The sequence below is a fragment of the Oceanibaculum indicum P24 genome (assembly GCF_000299935.1).
Lineage (GTDB): Bacteria > Pseudomonadota > Alphaproteobacteria > Oceanibaculales > Oceanibaculaceae > Oceanibaculum > Oceanibaculum indicum.
The window spans coordinates 23,894-42,801 of sequence record NZ_AMRL01000013.1 but is presented as its reverse complement, the minus strand read 5'-3'; the positions used below and the strand labels follow the sequence as shown (position 1 = coordinate 42,801).

The following is an 18,908-nucleotide window of genomic DNA, read 5'->3' as shown; positions in this document are numbered from 1 at the left end:
GAGGGCGAGGTGGCGGCCGGTACTTATAGGCTCCGCGTGGACCGGCTGGCGCCGGATGGCAAGGTGGCGGGCGCGGCCTGCTGCGGCGCATCTTCCGACGTCACCAGGAAATTCAGGGCCAGCGCGACCAGCACCACGATGGCGCCGATCACGCCGATGATGAAAGGACGTCGCAGCATTGTCAGAAAACCGTCATGTCGGAAGGATTCATTGCGCACGCCCCCAAAATCGGCCGGTTATCCGGACCGCTTTATGCCGTAGCGCAAACCCTATATCGGGATAGTCCGGAGTGCAATTGCAGGTGCATGCAGCGGCTGGCCTTGCAGGTCCGGCGCAGGCCAGCCATCTTGGTTTTGACCTACCCCTTTGACGAGCCCCGCCCATGACCGATTCTGCCCCGCCCGCCGCCTATCGCCATGCCCTCGTCTGGGATATCCCGACGCGGCTGTTCCACTGGCTGCTGGCCGGCGCCATCGTCGGCGCTTACTGGACCGGGGAATTCGGCGGCTTCGACAAGACCTGGCACATGCGCTTCGGCTACGCGGTGCTGGCGCTGGTGATCTTCCGCATCCTGTGGGGCCTGTTCGGCAGCCGCACCGCGCGGTTTGCCAGCTTCCTGCGCGGACCGGCGGCGGTGCTGGCCTATCTGCGCACGCTGACAGCGCCGAAGGCCCACCCGACCGACACCCATAACCCGCTGGGCGCGCTGTCGGTTATCGCCTTGTTGCTGGCGGCACTGGCACAGGCCGGCAGCGGCCTGTTCGCCTCCGACGACATCCTGACCGAAGGTCCGCTGAACGGGCTGTTCTCCGGCGCGGTGGACAGCATCGCCAACCGCACCCACGCCATCGCGGTCTGGTTCCTGATCGCGCTGGTCGTGCTGCACCTGGCGGCGATTGCCTATTACCGGCTGTACAAGCGCGAAAACCTGGTCACCGCGATGGTGACCGGCCACAGGGACCTGCCTCCCGGCCTTGGCATGGATGTGGGGGGCATGGAAAGGCCGGCGAGCCTGTGGCTTGCCGGCCTGTTCGCCGTAATCTCCGCAGGGGCGGTCTATTTCACCGTGGAAATACTGCCACCCCTGCTCCGCTGAGGCGCTATTTTGCCCGATAGGTGTCGTGGCAGGCCTTGCAGGATCCGCCGATGGCGGCGACATGCTTGCCGAGATCGCCCTGCGCCACCGAGCCGGAGGCCGAGGCCAGCGCGGCGGTGGCGGTCTGCAGCGCCTCCAGCTTCTTCTGGAAGTCGGCGCTGTCGGTAAAGGCCACCGGCAGCGTCCGGCTGCCGTCGATCTGACCCTGCGCCGTGCCCTGGATGAAGCCTTCGCCCAGCATGTTGGACAGCGCCGCCATGGCTGCCGCGCGCTCGGAAAGCTGCTTCTGGTCGAACGGCGCCTCGCCCTTGGCCATGGCGACCACCGGGCCAAAATGCCAGGCAAGGCCGGTCAGCACGCCCTTGCGGTACTTCAGGGCATCCTCAGGCTTGCGGTCAGCGGCAACCGCCGCGCCCACAAACACGCTGCCGGCGAGCACGCCGGCCGCGCAGAAACTGGTGACGGCGACACGCAGGGCTTTGCTGAAATGGGCTTTGCTCATCTGTCTGGTCCTCTCCCGATTCGGCCGAATCCGACTGGCTAGCACATGAAAAACGGCGACCCACGCCGCCGCGCTGAAAGCATGTCCGGTTTCGCAAACAGGGTAAAGCCTCAGCGCAGCCGGAACGCGCGGGCGACGGTACCACACACGCATTTGTGATCGTCACCACTGCACGGTTGACCGGGCAGCACGGCAATGCGATATCGCCGCGCATGGAAAACATCAAATCCCTCTGTGTCTATTGCGGCTCCTCCGGCCGCGTCGATCCCGACTACAAGCAGCTTGCCCGCGCCGTCGGCGAACGCATGGCGAAAGCCGGCATCGAACTGGTCTATGGCGGCGGCAAGGTCGGGCTGATGGGCGAGGCCGCCGATGCCGCGCTGTCCGCCGGCGGCAAGGTCACCGGCATCATCCCGCGCCACCTGATGCGCCTGGAGGTCGGCCATGGCGGGGCGACCGAACTGATCGTCGTGGAGACGATGCACGAGCGCAAGATGATCATGGCCGAGCGGTCAGACGGCTTCATCGTGCTGCCGGGTGGCCTCGGCACGCTGGACGAGACCTTCGAGATTGCCACCTGGCGGCAGCTGAAACTGCATTCCAAGCCGATCATCATCATCGATGCCAAGGGTTACTGGGCGCCGCTGCGGGCCATGATGGACCACATGATCGCGGAAGGTTTCGTGAGCGAACAGCACCGCGCCCTGCTGCGCTTCGTGCCCGACATCGATGCCGCCTTCGCCGCCCTGGCGGAGGCACCGGAACCGATCCCCGGCCCGGAAGTGAAATGGCAGTGACCTGCCATCCGTAACCGGCTATTGCGCCGTGCGGACGGCCTGATATTGTTCGCCGCGGCAAATAAAGGTGCGCCGGCCCCGACGCGCCGGCAAGAGGAGAAAACGCATGGCGAAGATTAAGGTTAAGAATCCGATCGTCGAGCTGGACGGCGACGAGATGACCCGCATCATCTGGCAGATGATCAAGGACAAGCTGATCCTGCCCTATCTCGACGTCGATCTGAAGTATTACGACCTCGGCATCGAGGCCCGCGACAAGACCGACGACCAGATCACCATCGATTCCGCCAATGCGATCAAGAAGTACGGCGTGGGCGTGAAGTGCGCCACCATCACCCCGGACGAGGACCGGGTGAAGGAATTCGGCCTGAAGAAGATGTGGAAGTCGCCGAACGGCACGATCCGCAACATTCTGGGCGGCACCGTGTTCCGCCAGCCGATCATCTGCCAGAACGTGCCGCGCCTGGTGCCGGGCTGGACCCAGCCCATCGTCATCGGCCGCCATGCCTTCGGCGACCAGTACCGCGCCACCGACTTCAAGGTGCCCGGGCCCGGCAAGCTGACCATGACCTTCCAGCCGGCCGATGGCGGCCCGGCGCAGCAGTTCGACATCTATGACTTCCCGTCGAGCGGCGTGGCCATGGGCATGTACAATCTGGACGATTCGATCCGCGACTTCGCCCGCGCCTGCTTCAATTACGGCCTGGACCTTGGCTGGCCAGTCTATATGTCCACCAAGAACACGATCCTGAAGGCCTATGACGGCCGCTTCAAGGACCTGTTCCAGGAAGTGTTCGACGCCGATTTTGCCTCCAAGTTCAAGGCCAAGGGCCTGACCTACGAGCATCGCCTGATCGACGACATGGTGGCCTGCGCCATGAAGTGGTCCGGCGGCTATGTCTGGGCCTGCAAGAACTATGACGGCGACGTGCAGTCCGACACGGTGGCGCAGGGCTTCGGCTCGCTGGGCCTGATGACCTCGGTGCTGATGACCGCCGACGGCAAGACCGTCGAGGCGGAGGCCGCGCACGGCACGGTGACGCGCCATTACCGCCAGCATCAGCAGGGCAAGGAGACCTCGACCAACCCGATCGCCTCGATCTTCGCCTGGACGCGCGGCCTTTCCTTCCGCGCCAAGATGGACGAGACGCCGGAAGTGGCGAAGTTCGCCGAGACGCTGGAGAAGGTCTGTATCCAGACCGTCGAGGCCGGCCAGATGACCAAGGACCTTGCCATCCTGATTAGCCCGGACCAGCCCTGGATGACCACCAACCAGTTCCTCGACGCGCTGGACAAGAACCTGCAGAAGGCGATGGGCTGACCTCCATCCCTTTAGCGAAAAGAGCAAGGGCGCCGATCATCCGGCGCCCTTTTCTTTGTTCTGTTAACGGGTTACCAGGCTTTCCGGAACCGCCTGGAAAGTCTCCGGCGTCGGCACCGCGCGTTTGCGGTAGGCGTTGAGGCCGCCGGCGGACGGCGTCTCGCGCTGCGCCACCTGCTGCCGCGCACCGGCAGCGATACGCGCCGAGGCCGGGACGGCGGCCGCGGTTTCCGCCGCACCGCCGCTCTTCGCCCAGGCCGGCATCATGGTCGGCAGCTGCCGCCGCGCCGCCGAGCGGGCGGTCTCGGAGAAGCGCACTTCCTCCTCCACGCCGGCAAAGTCCTGGTCGCGCACGCCCTGCCACAGCCGCAGCACCTTGGCGCGGTAGCGCTGGTTGAATTCCGGCGTGGCGGAATGATAGTAGCCGACCGCATTCTGCCAGCTGCGCCGTTCCTCCTTCAGCCGAGACAGGAAGTCGGCGGCATAGGCGACATTGACCTCCGGCTCGAAGGCGTCCGCCAGGCCGGAAAAGGCGCTGCCATGCCAGTACAGGTTCACCTGCATGCAGCCGACATCGATGGATTTGATCCCGCGGGCCTGCAAGCGGCGCACGGCGGCAATCGCTGCCGCCTTGGTGGGGTAATAATTGCCCTCCCCCTCCGCCGTCACGGTCCAGGGCCAGGGTACGCCCTGCCCGGCCTTGCTGTCCCAGCGGCCGGACTCGGCAAGCCCCACGGCACGCAGGAAATTGCGCGGAATGCCACGCGCTTCCTCGGTCCGGGCAATCGCCGCCCCGCACAGGTCAGGCAGCGTGCCGGCCGTCGTGCCAAGCGCCTCGGCGCGCTGCGGCAGCAGCGCGGCACCGGCAAGGAGGATGAGGGTCAGGATCGTTTTCTTCATGGCACCAGGGTATAAGCAACCCCCGTGCCAAGGCGGGATCAGTCGTCGGTCGCGAGACTATTCGCGCTGATCCAGGAAGCGAAAAGGGCTTCGGGCATCAGGCCGCTCGCCACATTCACCATCACCCGCTCCGCCTCAAGTTCACTCACATCAAGATAGGCGCCGTTTTCATACAGAAACGAGAGAACAGCCGCATAAGCGGTTCTCTTGTTTCCATCGATAACGGATGATTACGGGCCAGGCCGAAGCCAATGCTTGCCGCCAGATCAGAAAGGCTAGGCGGCGGTTCGGTGTAAGACCAAAGCTGTTGCGGCCGCATCACGGCAGACTCCAGCAAGCCCTCTTCGCGTGTTCCGTACGAACCGCCGAACAATTCGATCGAGCGTTCGTGAAGATACAGGACGTCAGGGACAGTGAGCCAGAGCGGCTCGATCACTTCGCCAATGCCTTGAAGGTGCGCTCATAGCGCTTGAACGCCCAATCGGCTGCCTTCTTAAGGCTGTCCCGGGGCTCGTAGCCTTCCCCGTCGCCAGAACGACGCACCACATCAGGCCGGGTTTCCTCGGCCTTGGCCGCGTGATCGGTCTTCTTCGTCGGCGTGGTCATAATGAAGAGATAATAGGGCAATATGCCCTATACAACCAGCCCTAGCGCGTCAGCTCGCGGATGCCGCGGTCGAGCCCGTCGAGGGTGAGCGGGAACATGCGGCCCTCCATCATCTGGTGGATCGCCTGGATCGATTCGAACCAGGGCCAGCGCCCCTCCGCCACCGGGTTCAGCCAGATGGCGCGCGGATAGGTGTCCAGCAGCCGCTTCATCCAGACCGCGCCGGCCTCCTCGTTCCAGTGCTCGACGGAGCCGCCGGGCTGGAAAATCTCGTAGGGGCTCATCGAGGCGTCGCCAACGAAGATGACGCGGTAGTCGGCGGCATAGGTGCGCAGCACCTCGAAGGTCGGAATCTTGTCGATGCCGCGCCGGTTATTGTCCTTCCACACCCGCTCATACGGGCAATTGTGGAAGTAGAAATATTCCATGTGCTTGAATTCGGCCCGCGCGGCGGAGAACAGCTCCTCGCAAACGCGGATATGGCCATCCATCGATCCGCCGACATCGAAGAACAGCAGCAGCTTCACCGCATTGTGCCGTTCCGGGCGCATCTTCAGGTCGAGCAGGCCGGCATTATGCGCGGTGGAACGGATGGTGCCGTCAAGGTCCAGCTCTGTCGCCGCCCCCTGCCGGGCGAAGCGGCGCAGCCGGCGCAACGCCACCTTGATGTTGCGGGTGCCGATCTCCACGCTGTCGTCGAGATTGCGGTAGGCGCGCTGGTCCCACACCTTCACCGCGCGGAAATTGCGGTTGCCGTCCTGGCCGACGCGCACGCCTTCCGGATTGTAGCCATAGGCACCGAAGGGCGAGGTGCCGGCGGTGCCGATCCATTTATTGCCGCCCTGGTGGCGCTTCTTCTGCTCCTCCAGCCGCTGGTGGAGTGTCTCCATCAGCTTGTCCCAGCCGCCCAGTGCCTCGATCTGGCGCTTCTCCTCCTCGCTGAGGTGGCGTTCGGCCAGCTTGCGCAGCCATTCCTCGGGAATGTCCGCGCCGAACACGCTGTCCAGCAGTTCCAGCCCCTTGAAGACATGGCCGAACACCTGGTCGAAACGGTCGAGATGGCGTTCGTCCTTCACCATCGCGGCGCGGGAGAAATAATAGAAATTCTCGACCGAATAGCCGGGCACGCCGGCCTCGACCCCTTCCAGCAGGCTGAGATATTCGCGCAAGGATACGGGCACGCCGGCCTTGCGCAGTTCCAGGAAGAAGCTGACGAACATCCGCCTCCCCCGATCCTGCGCCTAGCGTCCGTCGCGGCGGGCGAGGAAGGCCAGACGCTCGAACAGCTGCACGTCCTGCTCGTTCTTCAGCAGCGCGCCATAGAGCGGCGGAATGGCGCTTTTCGCATCCTTGGCACGCAGCGCCTCCGGCGGGATATCCTCGACCAGCAGCAGTTTCAGCCAGTCCAGCAATTCAGAAGTGCCGGGCTTCTTCTTCAGGCCCGGCGCGTCGCGCAGCTCGTAGAAGCTGGCCAGCGCCTCGCGCAGCAGCGCCTGCTTGATGCCCGGGAAATGGACCTCGACGATGTCGGCCATCGTGTCGGCATCGGGAAAGCGTATGTAATGAAAGAAGCAGCGGCGCAGGAAGGCGTCCGGCAGCTCCTTCTCATTGTTCGAGGTGATGATGACGATGGGCCGCCGCGCCGCCTTCACCACTACGCCGGTCTCGTAGACGAAGAACTCCATCCGGTCGAGTTCCAGCAGCAGGTCGTTCGGGAACTCGATATCCGCCTTGTCGATCTCGTCGATCAGCAGCACGGTCGGCTTGTCGGCGACGAAGGCCTCCCACAGCTTGCCGCGGCGGATGTAGTTGGCGATGTCCTTCACCTTCTCGTCGCCGAGCTGGCTGTCGCGCAGCCGGCTGACCGCATCATATTCGTACAGCCCCTGCTGCGCCTTGGTGGTGGACTTCACATGCCATTCGATGAGGCCGAGGCCCAGCGCCTTCGCCACCTCATGCGCCAGCACGGTCTTGCCGGTGCCGGGCTCGCCCTTCACCAGCAGGGGCCGCTGCAGCGTGATGGCGGCGTTTACCGCCAGCGTCAGGTCGGCGGTGGCGACGTAATCGTCGGTCCCGTCGAAGCGCAGATCGCTTGCCGCCTTAGCACCATCCATGGTCAGGCCGCCGCCTTCGCCGCCAGCGCCTGCTCAATGGCCGCCAGCGCGCTGTCAGCCTTGTCGCCGTCGGGGCCACCGGCCTGCGCCATGTCCGGACGGCCACCGCCGCCCTTGCCGCCCAGCGCCTCGGAGCCGACGCGCACGAAATCCACCGCGCTGAAGCGGCCGGTGAGGTCATCGGTGACCGCGACCACCAGCGAGGCCTTGCCGTCCTGCACCGCGACCAGCGCCACGACGCCGGAGCCGACCTGCTTCTTCAGCGCGTCGGCCATGCCCTTCAGCTCCTTGGCCGGCACATCATCCAGCCGGCGCGCGGCATATTTCACGCCCGCCACATCCTTGGCGGCCGATTCGCTGGCCGCCCCGCCGCCGCTGGCCATCTTCTTGCGCAGTTCCACCAGCTCGCGTTCCAGCCGGCGGCGCTCCTCGACCAGGGCCGCAACGCGCGACGGCAGTTCCGAGGGGGCCGCCTTCAGCACGCCGGCCGTCTCCGCCAGCAGCGCCTCCTGCTGCTCGACATGGGCCAGCGCGCCGATGCCGGTGACCGCCTCGATACGGCGCACACCGGCCGACACCGCGCTTTCGCCGATGATCTTCAGGAAGCCGATATCGCCGGTGCGGCGCACATGGGTGCCGCCGCACAGCTCGGTCGAGAAGCTGCCGAACTTGCCCTTTTCCGGCTCCGCGCCGCCCATCGAGACGACGCGCACCTCCTCACCGTATTTCTCGCCGAACAGCGCCAGCGCGCCGGCCTCCACCGCTTCCTCCGGGGTCATCAGCGAGGTGTTCACATCGGCATTCACCCGGATACGGCTGTTCACCTCCGCCTCGACATCGCGGATTTCCTCCGGCGACAGAGCCTTCGGATGGCTAATGTCGAACCGCAGCCGGTCCGGTGCCACCAACGAGCCCTTCTGCGTGACATGATCGCCCAGCCGGCGGCGCAGCGCCTCGTGCAGCAGATGGGTCGCCGAATGGTTGGCACGCAGTGCATCGCGACGCGTGGTGTCGATGCGGAATTCGGCCGTGTCGCCGGTCGTCACCTCGCCCTTCACCACCTCGCCCAGATGAACATGCAGCGCGCCCAGCTTCTTCTGCGTGTCGGAAATGCGGATTTCCGCGCCATTGGCCGTGATAATGGTGCCGGCATCGCCCATCTGGCCGCCGGATTCGGCATAGAAGGGCGTCTGGTTGGCGACCAGCGCGACCTTGTCGCCCTGCTTCGCGGCATGCACCGGCTTGCCGTCCACCACCAGCGCCATCACCTGGCCCTCCGCCACATCCTCGGCATAGCCCAGGAATTCGGTGGCGCCGGTCTTCTCGCGGATGTCGAACCAGACAGTCTCGGTCGCCGCCTCGCCGGAGCCGGCCCAGGCAGCGCGGGCAGCGGCCTTCTGGCGCGCCATGGCGGCATCGAAGGCGGCCGTATCGACGCTGCCGCCCTGGCCGCGCAAGATGTCCTGCGTCAGGTCGAGCGGGAATCCATAGGTATCGTACAGCTTGAAGGCCACCTCTCCGGACAGGGTGCCGCCGGAACCCAGGCTGGCGGTCTCCTCCTCCAGCAGCTTCAGGCCGCGATCCAGCATCTGCTTGAAGCGGTTTTCCTCCAGCTTCAGCGTCTCGACGATCAGCGCCTGGGCGCGCGACAGTTCCGGATAGGCCTCGCCCATCTGGCGCACCAGGGCGGGCACGAGACGCCACAGCAGCGGCTCGCGGCAGCCCAGCATGTGGGCGTGGCGCATGGCGCGGCGCATGATCCGGCGCAGCACATAGCCGCGACCCTCATTGGCCGGCAGCACGCCATCGGCGATCAGGAAGGAACTGGCGCGCAGATGATCGGCGATCACCCGGTGCGAGGTCTTGAACGGCCCGTCGGGATCGACGCCCGATGCCTCCGCCGAGGCCTCGATCAGGGCGCGCATCAGGTCGATATCGTAATTGTCGTGTTTGCCCTGCAGCACGGCGGTGATGCGCTCCAGCCCCATGCCGGTATCAATCGACGGGCGCGGCAGCGACACACGGTCGCCGGGTGCCCGCTGCTCGAACTGCATGAACACCAGGTTCCAGATTTCGATGAAGCGGTCGCCATCCTCGTCCGGGCTGCCGGGAGGGCCACCCGGGATCTTGTCGCCATGATCGAAAAAGATTTCCGAGCACGGGCCGCACGGGCCGGTATCGCCCATCTGCCAGAAATTGTCGGAGGTGCCGATGCGGATGATCTTGTCGTCGGTCAGGCCGGCGATCTTCTTCCACAGCCCGTGCGCCTGCTCATCCTCGGCATAGACGGTGACCAGCAGCCGGTCCTTCGGCAGGCCGTATTCCTTCGTGACCAAGTTCCAGGCCAGCTCGATCGCGCGTTCCTTGAAATAATCGCCGAAGGAGAAATTCCCCAGCATCTCGAAGAAGGTGTGGTGACGCGCGGTATAGCCGACATTCTCCAGATCATTGTGCTTGCCGCCGGCACGCACGCATTTCTGCGAGGTGACCGCCCGATCATAGGGCCGGGTCTCGGCGCCGGTGAAGACATTCTTGAACTGCACCATGCCGGCATTGGTGAACAGCAAGGTGGGGTCGTTGCGCGGCACCAGCGGGCTGGAGGAAACGATCTCGTGCCCGTTGCGCGCGAAATACTCCAGGAAGGTCTTGCGGATATCGTTCGCCGTGTTCATGCGTGCAGTCTTCTAGCTTGGTCCAGGTTTCGCGTCGGGTATGGCACCGTCAAAGCCGGCCTGCCGTTTCCCGTGCCCAATTCCCTTATATCGTGCCATCGGGCACCGCCGTGAAGTCCCGCCGATGCGGGCCTTCCCTGCAGCGCACACAGATGGCGCATATGGCAAAGCGGCGCGAACTGTCCCGATCAGGCCATAAGAGCCTGTCAGGGCATCCGCGCCGCCGATCACCAGCGGGTCTTCGCTTATACGGGCCGCCGGGAACGCTGTCCAGCGGCGGAAACCAGCCTTACTCCTCCGGCGGGGAGTCGGGGCCGTCATCCTCCGGTGCGCCCATCAGCGCCTCCGAGACGATGCCGGCATTGGCACGGATTTTCTGCTCGATCTCCTGCGCCATGGCGGTGTTCTCGCGCAGGAAGTTCTTGGCGTTCTCCCGGCCCTGGCCGATGCGCTGTCCATTGTAGGAGAACCAGGCGCCGGACTTCTCGACGATATTGGCCTTCACGCCGAGATCGACCAGCTCGCCCATCTTCGACACGCCCTCGCCATACATGATGTCGAACTCGACGACGCGGAAGGGCGGCGCCACCTTATTCTTCACCACCTTCACGCGGGTCTGGTTGCCCACCACCTCGTCCTTGTCCTTGATCGCGCCGATGCGGCGGATGTCGAGACGGACGGAGGCGTAGAATTTCAGCGCATGGCCGCCGGTCGTGGTCTCCGGATTGCCGAACATGACGCCGATCTTCATGCGGATCTGGTTGATGAAGATCACCATGCAGCGCGACTTGGAGATCGAGGCGGTCAGCTTGCGCAGCGCCTGGCTCATCAGCCGGGCCTGCAATCCTACATGGCTGTCGCCCATCTCGCCTTCCAGCTCGGCGCGCGGCACCAGGGCGGCCACGCTGTCCACCACCAGCACGTCGATGGCGCCGGAACGCACCAGCGTATCGGCAATCTCCAGCGCCTGCTCGCCGGCATCGGGCTGCGAGATCAGCAGCTCATCGACATTCACGCCCAGCTTGCGCGCATAGGTCGGGTCCAGCGCATGCTCCGCATCGACGAAGGCACAGGTGCCGCCGACCTTCTGCGCCTCGGCCACCGCATGCAGCGCCAGCGTCGTCTTGCCCGAGCTTTCCGGCCCGTAAATCTCGATAATGCGACCGCGCGGCAGCCCGCCAATGCCCAGCGCGATGTCCAGGCCGAGCGAGCCGGTCGAGATCGCCTCGATCTCCACGGCCGAATCGCGCTGCCCCAGCTTCATGATCGAGCCCTTTCCGAATGCGCGCTCGATCTGCCCCAGCGCCGCATCCAGAGCCTTCTGCTTATCCATATTGTCCCCTTCGACGAGGCGGAGAAGTTGTGCCGACATGGCAATGCTCCCTGTTATTTCACAGCGCGGCGCCGGCTGGCAACGCAGGGATTAATGTACACGATATGTTCCATATCGCAACAGATTTTCCTGATTTGTTCTCATTTTCGTGCGCGGTAATCGCCCTGGGCGGGATCAACCGTCCAGCAGCTCCTTCACGCGGCCGGCCAGCTGCTTCAGGCTGAACGGCTTGGACAGGAAGGCGATGCCGGTTTCCTCGGCGATGCGCTGGCGCAGCGCATCCTCGGAATAGCCGGAAATACACAGCACCTTGATGTGCGGCCGGCGTTCGCGGACCAGGCGGATCAGCGTCGGCCCATCGATGCCCGGCATGACCACATCGGTGATCAGCAGGTCGATCGGCTCCTCCTCGGCGGCGAGGATTTCCATCGCTGCCTCGCCGGAGCGTGCCTCAATCACCTTGTAGCCCTTGTTGCGCAGCGCGCGCGCGCTGAACAGCCGGACCGGGTCCTCATCCTCCACCAGCATGATGGTGCCGGCGCCGGTCAGGTCGCGGTTGCGCGCCTCGGCCTCCTCGCCCGGCTCGGCGCCCTGCGCGGCATCCGCCGCGTAAGCCGGCAGCAGGATGGAGAAGCTGGTACCCTCCCCCACCTCGCTGTTGACCAGCACATGGCCGCCGGTCTGCTTCACGATGCCATAGACGGTGGACAGGCCGAGCCCCGTCCCCGATCCGACCGCCTTGGTGGTGAAGAAGGGCTCGAAGATGCGCGGCACCACTTCGGGCGGGATGCCGGTGCCGGTATCGGCAACCTCGATCTTCACATAGCGGCCGGGCAGGATCTCCTCCGAGCCAATCTGCTGGGCGCGGATGATCTCGATGGTCTCCGTCGCGATGCTCAGCGCGCCGCCCTCCGGCATGGCATCGCGCGCATTCACGGCGAGGTTCAGGATGACCTGCTCGATCTGCCCCTGATCGGCCTTCACCAGATCGAGATTGCGGCCATGGCGCATGTCGAGCCGGATATTCTCGCCCATCAGCCGGCGCAGCAGGTGGGAGAGTTCCGACAGCACCTCCGATACGTCCAGCACGCGCGGCCGCAGCGTCTGCTGGCGCGAGAAGGCCAGCAGCTGGCGCACCAGATTGGCCGCCCGGTTGGCGTTCTGCTTGATCTGCATGATGTCGGCGAAAGACTGGTCGCCCGGCGAGTGACGCAGCAGCAGCAGGTCGCAGAAGCCGATCATCGCGGTCAGCAGATTGTTGAAATCATGGGCCACGCCGCCGGCCAGCTGGCCGACCGCCTGCATCTTCTGCGACTGTACGAACTGCGCCTCCAGCTTCTTGCGCTGGCTGACATCGATCAGATGCAGTATCAGGCTGGGCGCACTTTCCGCTTCCTCCGCCGTCTCGTCAGGGCATTGCAGGGCGCGGACGAAGCCGGCGGCGACCAGTTCGGGATCGCGCGCCATGCGCAGCTCCACCGGATGGCCCGGCGGCGACCCGGCGAGTGCCTGACCGGTGGCCTCGGCCAGCAGCCCGGCATCCTCGGCCATCACGAGGTCCGACAGCGCCAGCCCGGCCTGCGGCGATACGCTGTCGAGACCGGCCAGTTCGCAGAACATGCGGTTGCCAGCCAGCACCCGCCCCGCACGGTCGGCGAAGACGATGGCCAGAGGCGCATTCTCGAAGGCCTGTGACAGCTGGTCGCTGCCGATGCCGGCCAAACTGCCGCCAACAGGGCCACCCCCAGCAGGGTTGAAGGTCTCAACGCCCGCGGGCGCCGTAACCGGGCCGGTATCCGGGGCAGCGTCAGAACCGCCGCCCTTGCCGAACAGCCGGGCAAGGTCGCCGAACAGACCGCCGGTAGCGGGGCTATTGCCGGATGGATCCGCCATTGCGCCCCTGGTTGATGTTCGGATTACGCCCCTGATTCAGGCGGAAGACGTAGGAGATGATCTCGGCGATGGCCTGATACTGCTCCGGCTTGATTTCCTGGTCGATCTCGACCGTCGCGTACAGCATGCGGGCGACCGGCGGATTCTCGACAACCGGCACCTTGTGTTCCTCCGCCATCTCGCGGATGCGCAGCGCCACCGCGTCGATGCCCTTGGCGACCACCATCGGCGCCTGCATGCTGTCGCGCTCATACTTGATGGCAACCGCATAATGGGTCGGGTTGGTGACCACCACCGTGGCCTGCGGCACGGCGGCCATCATGCGCTGGCGGGCGCGCTGCATGCGCAGATTGCGCAGGCGTCCCTTGATCATCGGATCGCCTTCGGTCTGCTTGTATTCGTCGCGCACCTCCTGCTTAGTCATGCGCATCTGCTTGTTGAAGGAGTAGCGCTGATAGACCAAATCGGCGAAGGCGATGACCGCCATCAGCGCCACGGCACCACCCAGCAGCAGGATCAGCATCCAGCGGATTTCCTCCAGCATGGAAACCGGGTCCAGCTGCATGATCTCTTCCAGCCGCGACAGCTCCGGATACAGGATCACGCCCAGCAGCGCGCCCACCAGCACGATCTTGAAGATGCCCTTCAGGAACTCGACCAGCCCGCTGGAAGAGAACATCTTTTTCAGCCCCTTGAGGGGCGAGATATTCTCCAGCTTCGGCGCAATCGCCTCCGGCGCGAACAGCACGCCATTCTGCATCACGTTCGCGGCAGCCCCCAGAAACATGAACAGCAGCAACGGAATGGCGAGGGCGATGGCGGTGCCGGCCAGCGCAAAGCCGAAGACACTGCCGACACTGGCCGCATCCAGGATCAGCTCGTGCGGCTTTTCGATGAAGGGTCGGATGGTGGTGTAGACCTGCTTGGAGATGAAGCTGGCGAACAGGCTGACGATCAGCAGCCCGCCGACCAGCGCCAGCCAGCTCGCGATCTCGCGCGAGACGGCGACCTGGCCCTTCTCCCGGGCATCCGACAGTTTCTTGTCTGTCGGGTCTTCTGTTTTGGACGCTTCGTCCTGATCGTCGGACATGGCCTCCGCCGTCTGGAGCCGGGTTCCCGCCAGGGGGCCAGCTCCGCTTCATGAAACTTACAGGCTGGCGCTGCCGTGCCTGCCTATCCGCACCTTAAGTCAAAGTGCCAGCATGCGCATCACCACGCTTTCATAGTAGCGCAGGAACCACATCATCGAGGCCGACAATATCAGCGAGAACAGGAAAACGCCCAGCAGCAGCTGGAACGGCAGCACGATGAAGAAAATCTGCAGCTGCGGCATGAGGCGCGACAGCACACCGACGCTGACCTGGAACAGCACGCCGATCACCAGCAGCGGCGCGCCGATCTGCAGCGCGATGCGGAACCCGTCGGACACCGCCCGGGTCACCGCCATGGAGAAATCCTGCACCGGCAGCGGCGCGCCGGGCGTGAACAGCGTGTAGCTGTCCACCACCCCCAGGATGAAGATGTGATGCAGGTTGGTCGCCAGGATCAGCAGCACGCCGATGGTGCTGAGCAATGCGCCCGGCAGCGAGCCTTGCGCGCCCAGACTGGGGTTGAAGACCTGCGCCGAGGCAAGGCCGATCTGCATGGAGATGATGAAGCCGGCCATTTCCAGGATGGTCAGCGCGATGCGCGACAGGGTGCCGATGAACAGGCCGATCACCACCTCGCCGGCCACCAGCAGGGTCAGTTGCGGCGCGGTCGGCGGCATTGCCGGCAGCGTGTCCTGCACCATCGGCAGCGTCAGGAAGCTGACCAGCATGGCGAAGGCCAGCCGGACCCGAATGGACACCAGCCCCTCGCCCAGCCCGGGCATCATGGAGAGCGCCGCGCCGACGCGCGAAAACACCAGGAAGAAGGCGAAGAACTGGGCGGGAAGGAACAGCTCGAAAGGCATCGGCCGGCAGCAGCCTCCGCTAATTCAGCCCGATGATGCGGTCCACCAGCGTCGCCGAGAAATCCAGCAGCGTGCTTAGCATGAAGGGCATGAAGACAAACAGGCTGGCGAACACCACGATGATCTTCGGCACGAAGACCAGTGTCATTTCCTGGATGTGCGTCAACGCCTGGAACAGCGCGATGATCAGGCCGATGACCAACCCGACCAGCATCGCCGGGGCGCTGATCACCAGCGTGGCCAGCAGCGCCTCGCGGGAAACATCGATGACATCACTCGGGTTCATGCCGCGGCCCTTTTCCTAGTGGAACCGGGCCATCAGATCGGCATGCGCAGGATTTCCTGATAGGCCTGGACCATCCGGTCGCGCAGGCCGACGACGGTCTGCAGCGTCACCTCGGCATCGTTCACCGCGACGATCACATCATTGAGGTCGGCCTTGCCGGTGATGGCCTTCATGCTCATCTGCTCGCCGCCCTTCATGACCTCGTGCGCCTCCTGGACGCTGTCGCGCAGGAAGCTGGCGAAATCCTTGCCAGGCGCAACCGCACTGCCACCAGACGGACCGCTGTCGATCTGGCCGGTCTTGGCATAGGCAGCGATCGCATCACCGATCCGGGCAACCATGGCACTTCCTCCTTCGCGCTCAACGCTTCCTATTTATCATCAAATGCGCAGAAGATCGATGGTCCTGGTCAGCATCGACATCGAGGTCTCGACGACGTTCAGATTGGCCTCGTAGCTGCGCTGCGCCTCGCGCATATCCATGGTTTCGATCAGCGAGGAGACGTTCGGAGTCATGATGTAGCCGTCCTGATCCGCATAGGGATGCGTCGGATCGTACTTGGTCTGGAACTGCGAGGGGTCGTTCGTCACGCGGCTGACCGACACCTTGTGCAGATTGTCGGCCCGGTCCAGCTCGTTGCGGAACATCACCAGCTTGCGCCGGTACGGCTCCTGCCCCGGCCCCTGCGCCACCGAATCGGCGTTCGCGAGGTTTTCCGAGATCACCCGCAGCCGCAGACCCTGGGCCTTCATGCCCGAGGTCGAGACGGTCATCGCGCGCATCAGATCCTGTGACATCCTGCTCTCTCCTTCTATCCGCTACCTGGTCTTACGCGCCCGATCTTAAGCGCCCGGCTGGCGGCCGATGGCCAGCTTCATCAGGGTGATGTTCTGCCGGTACAGGCTGCTGGCGAGGCGGAAATCGGCCTGGTTCTGCGATACGTTGGTCAGCTGGTTTTCCAGCGACACGGCATTCTGGTTGATGCTGACCTCGTAGGCGTTGCGCGGCCGTTCCTCATTGACGCGGAACTCCGGCTCGCGGCGCAGGCCGGTCAGGTGGCTGGAAGAGGTGGCGGCCATGTTCACCCGCGGGGTTTCCTTCACCAGCGAGCGGAATTCCAGCGGCTTCAGATCGCGCGCCCGGTAGCCCGGCGTGTCGGCATTGGCGATATTCTCCGCCAGCACGGTATGACGCTGGGTCAGCCAGTCCATCTTCTGCTTCATGCCCTGAAACAGTGCCAGATTGCCCATGCTCATCGCGTCGTCTCCTAAACTCGCATCCGGATCGGCCGTTTGCCTTGCCCGAATGAAAGCAAGCAACGTGCCGAAACTCAATGCATTGAAAACACATAATTATTTAAACAGGGCGGCACGGCGCGGCAGGAGATTCCGGCCTGTCCGCTGCCGCCCCGGCAAGATTTGCCGCATCGCCGCACGGAGTGTCCCGTCCCCGGAAAATGCGTTAAGATGACGGACAGAATTCATACGGGATACCGCATGGAGCCGAAAAAGCCTCCGCAGCTGCGCCACCACAAGCCTTCGCTCGGCGAGCGGCTGTTCGACATCATCGACGAAATTGAGGTGCCGTCGCCACCCCCGGAGTCCGGTGGCAAGAAGGGCGAACGGCAGATTGCGGTCGCACTGCATCACGAACGCGGTGCCGACCGGGCGCCGGTGGTGGTGGCGCAGGGCTATGGCTCGGTGGCCGAGAAGATCCTGCGCCTTGCCTTCGATCATGATGTGAAGGTGCGCCGCGACCCGGAACTCGCCCAGGTGCTGATGGCGGTGGAAGCCAATCAGGAAATTCCGGTCGAGGCCTTCGCGGCTGTCGCGGAAATCCTGTCCTATGTGTACCGCGCGAACAACCAGCTGACCGAGGATGCGGCCCCTACTAACCCGCCCCACACCGGCCCGTCCTCCGCCAGCCCTGCGACCTCATGACCCTCGCCGAAGCCCGCCAAAACCTCGCCCGTATCCAGGCCGATATAGAGGCCGCTGCCCAGGCGCTCGACGCCGGGGGGCCTGTCCAGCTGGCCGGCCTGACCAGCGCCATTGCAGCGGCCTGCGCCGGGGCGACCGCCCTGCCCGCCGCCGAGGCCCGCACGCTGCTGCCGGCGATGGAACAGGCGATCAAGGCACTGGAAAAGCTGGCGGAAAAGCTAGGCGGCGGGATGGAGCAGAAGGCCGGCGAGACAAGGCAGGACCCGGCCAGCGCGCAAAGGCTGCATGCCGCGCGTGCCTATGGTAAAGGCTTCCGATGAATTTCCCCGAAAAGGCCGGCACATGAACATCGAAAGCTATCTCTACGCCGTTCTTGCGCTGGTCTTCGTCCTGGCCCTGCTCGGCCTGTTCTATCTGGTCATGCGCCGGCTCGGGATCGGTGGTGCCCTGCCGCGCACGCGCGGCGAGCGGCGGTTGCGGCTGGTCGAGGTGCTGCCGGTGGATGCCAAGCGGCGACTGGTGCTGCTGCGCCGCGACGGACGGGAACATCTGGTGCTGCTGGGGCCGGAAAGCGACCTGCTGATCGAATCCCTCGATGAGGAGGAGCCGGACGGCACCGCCGATTTCGATGCCGTGCTGGACCGTACGCCCCCCGCCGCAAAACCCGCAACCAAGGCAACAGTAGCACCGGCTGGCCCGCGCGAACCGCGCCTTGGCCGCCGCCCCGGCACGGAGACGGCCGAATGAGCCGCCGCCTGCTTGCGATGCCCGCACTGCTGACGCTGGCCCTACTGCTGCTGCCACAGATGGCGGTGGCGCAGAGCTTCAATCTCGACCTGGGCGCGCCGGACGGTTCCACCACCGCCCGCATCATCCAGCTGCTGGCGGTGTTCACGGTGCTGTCCATCGCACCGGGCATCCTGGTGATGGTCACCTCCTTCACCCGGATTATCGTGGTGCTGTCCTTCATGCGCTTCGCGCTCGGCACCCAACAGAACCCGCCGAACATCGTGCTGATCAGCCTGGCGATGTTCCTGACCTTCTTCATCATGCAGCCGACGCTGGAGCGCGCCTATAACGAGGGTGTGGTGCCGCTGCTCGACCAGCAGATTGACGAGGCCGAGGCGCTGGAGCGGGTGATCGCCCCGTTCCACAGCTTCATGCGTACCCATGTGCGCGAGCAGGATCTGGACCTGTTCCTCGGCATCGCCAAGGCCACGCCGGATCAGGTGGGGGAGAACACGCCGCTGCGCGCGCTGGTCCCCGCCTTCATGATCAGCGAGCTGCGGCGCGCCTTCGAGATCGGCTTCCTGATCTACATCCCGTTCGTCATCATCGACATGGTGGTCGCCTCGGTCCTGATGTCGATGGGCATGATGATGATTCCGCCGGTTATCGTCTCGTTGCCCTTCAAGCTGATCTTCTTCGTGCTGCTGGACGGCTGGTACATGATCGCCGGCAGCCTGGTGCAGAGCTTCGGGCCGCTCTAGAGAC

23 protein-coding genes are annotated in these 18,908 nt (G+C 64.8%); 7 read left to right on the top strand and 16 right to left on the bottom strand.

Annotated features, from left to right (window positions below; all coding sequences use genetic code 11):
• Nucleotides 1–23: 23 nt before the first annotated feature.
• Nucleotides 24–179 carry a hypothetical protein gene (locus tag P24_RS11170; protein WP_156816274.1) on the bottom strand — a complete coding sequence of 52 codons (156 nt, stop codon included), beginning with the start codon at nt 177–179 and terminating at the stop codon, nt 24–26.
• A 203-nt stretch (nt 180–382) separates the two neighbouring features.
• On the opposite strand from P24_RS11170, the gene P24_RS11165 reads away from it, so the two are divergent.
• Complete coding sequence (locus P24_RS11165) at nt 383–1,096, top strand: cytochrome b/b6 domain-containing protein (protein WP_008944828.1); 714 nt, start codon at nt 383–385, stop codon at nt 1,094–1,096.
• A 4-nt stretch (nt 1,097–1,100) separates the two neighbouring features.
• Here P24_RS11165 and P24_RS11160 read toward each other — a convergent pair whose 3' ends face one another.
• Nucleotides 1,101–1,598 carry a c-type cytochrome gene (locus tag P24_RS11160; RefSeq protein ID WP_008944827.1) on the bottom strand — a complete coding sequence of 166 codons (498 nt, stop codon included), beginning with the start codon at nt 1,596–1,598 and terminating at the stop codon, nt 1,101–1,103.
• 212 nt (nt 1,599–1,810) lie between these two features.
• Here P24_RS11160 and P24_RS11155 point away from each other — a divergent pair, with 212 nt between their 5' ends.
• Together P24_RS11155 and P24_RS11150 are read left to right on the top strand one after the other, a co-directional pair.
• Nucleotides 1,811–2,395 (top strand): LOG family protein, encoded by a 585-nt coding sequence (locus P24_RS11155; protein WP_008944826.1) that lies wholly within the window; start codon nt 1,811–1,813, stop codon nt 2,393–2,395.
• A gap of 106 nt (nt 2,396–2,501) precedes the next feature.
• Entirely contained in the window at nt 2,502–3,716 is a 1,215-nt protein-coding gene (locus P24_RS11150; protein ID WP_008944825.1) for an NADP-dependent isocitrate dehydrogenase, read from the top strand.
• Between the two features lie 63 nt (nt 3,717–3,779).
• On the opposite strand, the gene P24_RS19250 is transcribed toward P24_RS11150, so the two are convergent.
• The 14 genes from P24_RS19250 to flgB form a co-directional block, all read right to left on the bottom strand.
• A complete protein-coding gene (locus tag P24_RS19250) occupies nt 3,780–4,616 on the bottom strand; it encodes a lytic transglycosylase domain-containing protein (RefSeq protein ID WP_008944824.1) in 837 nt (278 codons plus the stop codon).
• 145 nt (nt 4,617–4,761) lie between these two features.
• Complete coding sequence (locus P24_RS11140) at nt 4,762–5,052, bottom strand: type II toxin-antitoxin system death-on-curing family toxin (RefSeq protein ID WP_008944823.1); 291 nt, start codon at nt 5,050–5,052, stop codon at nt 4,762–4,764.
• Nucleotides 5,049–5,222, bottom strand: coding sequence for a hypothetical protein (locus P24_RS11135; RefSeq protein ID WP_156816273.1), 174 nt, complete (start codon nt 5,220–5,222; stop codon nt 5,049–5,051). Before P24_RS11135 ends, P24_RS11140 begins: the two co-directional genes overlap by 4 nt.
• Before the next feature lie 41 nt (nt 5,223–5,263).
• The gene (locus tag P24_RS11130; protein WP_008944821.1) at nt 5,264–6,442 is read right to left on the bottom strand and encodes a vWA domain-containing protein; all 1,179 of its coding nucleotides are present in this window, start codon (nt 6,440–6,442) and stop codon (nt 5,264–5,266) included.
• A gap of 21 nt (nt 6,443–6,463) precedes the next feature.
• A complete protein-coding gene (locus P24_RS11125) occupies nt 6,464–7,309 on the bottom strand; it encodes an AAA family ATPase (protein ID WP_040707422.1) in 846 nt (281 codons plus the stop codon).
• Between the two features lie 29 nt (nt 7,310–7,338).
• On the bottom strand, nt 7,339–10,008 hold the full coding sequence (gene alaS / locus P24_RS11120; RefSeq protein WP_008944819.1) for an alanine--tRNA ligase: 2,670 nt from the start codon (nt 10,006–10,008) through the stop codon (nt 7,339–7,341).
• A gap of 289 nt (nt 10,009–10,297) precedes the next feature.
• Entirely contained in the window at nt 10,298–11,380 is a 1,083-nt protein-coding gene (gene recA / locus P24_RS11115) for a recombinase RecA (protein ID WP_008944818.1), read from the bottom strand.
• Between the two features lie 135 nt (nt 11,381–11,515).
• Entirely contained in the window at nt 11,516–13,234 is a 1,719-nt protein-coding gene (locus tag P24_RS11110) for an ATP-binding protein (RefSeq protein WP_008944817.1), read from the bottom strand.
• Nucleotides 13,212–14,324, bottom strand: coding sequence for a flagellar biosynthesis protein FlhB (gene flhB, locus P24_RS11105; protein WP_008944816.1), 1,113 nt, complete (start codon nt 14,322–14,324; stop codon nt 13,212–13,214). Before flhB ends, P24_RS11110 begins: the two co-directional genes overlap by 23 nt.
• Nucleotides 14,325–14,423: 99 nt before the next feature.
• Nucleotides 14,424–15,188 (bottom strand): flagellar biosynthetic protein FliR, encoded by a 765-nt coding sequence (gene fliR, locus P24_RS11100; RefSeq protein WP_008944815.1) that lies wholly within the window; start codon nt 15,186–15,188, stop codon nt 14,424–14,426.
• A 19-nt stretch (nt 15,189–15,207) separates the two neighbouring features.
• Nucleotides 15,208–15,474 carry a flagellar biosynthesis protein FliQ gene (gene fliQ / locus P24_RS11095; RefSeq protein WP_008944814.1) on the bottom strand — a complete coding sequence of 89 codons (267 nt, stop codon included), beginning with the start codon at nt 15,472–15,474 and terminating at the stop codon, nt 15,208–15,210.
• Nucleotides 15,475–15,506: 32 nt separating this feature from the next.
• Nucleotides 15,507–15,815, bottom strand: a complete 309-nt coding sequence (gene fliE, locus P24_RS11090) for a flagellar hook-basal body complex protein FliE (protein WP_008944813.1) — start codon at nt 15,813–15,815, stop codon at nt 15,507–15,509.
• A 39-nt stretch (nt 15,816–15,854) separates the two neighbouring features.
• A complete protein-coding gene (gene flgC / locus P24_RS11085; protein WP_008944812.1) occupies nt 15,855–16,271 on the bottom strand; it encodes a flagellar basal body rod protein FlgC in 417 nt (138 codons plus the stop codon).
• Nucleotides 16,272–16,316: 45 nt separating this feature from the next.
• Nucleotides 16,317–16,730: a flagellar basal body rod protein FlgB gene (flgB, locus tag P24_RS11080; RefSeq protein ID WP_008944811.1), complete on the bottom strand. Its 414-nt coding sequence runs from the start codon at nt 16,728–16,730 to the stop codon at nt 16,317–16,319.
• A 240-nt stretch (nt 16,731–16,970) separates the two neighbouring features.
• On the opposite strand from flgB, the gene P24_RS19815 reads away from it, so the two are divergent.
• From P24_RS19815 to fliP, 4 genes are read left to right on the top strand one after another with little or no spacing between them, the layout of a single operon-like run.
• On the top strand, nt 16,971–17,414 hold the full coding sequence (locus tag P24_RS19815; protein ID WP_008944810.1) for an EscU/YscU/HrcU family type III secretion system export apparatus switch protein: 444 nt from the start codon (nt 16,971–16,973) through the stop codon (nt 17,412–17,414).
• Nucleotides 17,411–17,734, top strand: a complete 324-nt coding sequence (locus P24_RS11070) for a hypothetical protein (RefSeq protein ID WP_008944809.1) — start codon at nt 17,411–17,413, stop codon at nt 17,732–17,734. The genes P24_RS19815 and P24_RS11070 overlap by 4 nt, the downstream gene beginning before the upstream one ends.
• Nucleotides 17,735–17,756: 22 nt before the next feature.
• Nucleotides 17,757–18,161, top strand: a complete 405-nt coding sequence (locus P24_RS19810) for a flagellar biosynthetic protein FliO (protein WP_008944808.1) — start codon at nt 17,757–17,759, stop codon at nt 18,159–18,161.
• The gene (gene fliP / locus P24_RS11060) at nt 18,158–18,904 is read left to right on the top strand and encodes a flagellar type III secretion system pore protein FliP (protein ID WP_008944807.1); all 747 of its coding nucleotides are present in this window, start codon (nt 18,158–18,160) and stop codon (nt 18,902–18,904) included. The genes P24_RS19810 and fliP overlap by 4 nt, the downstream gene beginning before the upstream one ends.
• The last annotated feature ends 4 nt before the right edge of the window (nt 18,905–18,908 follow it).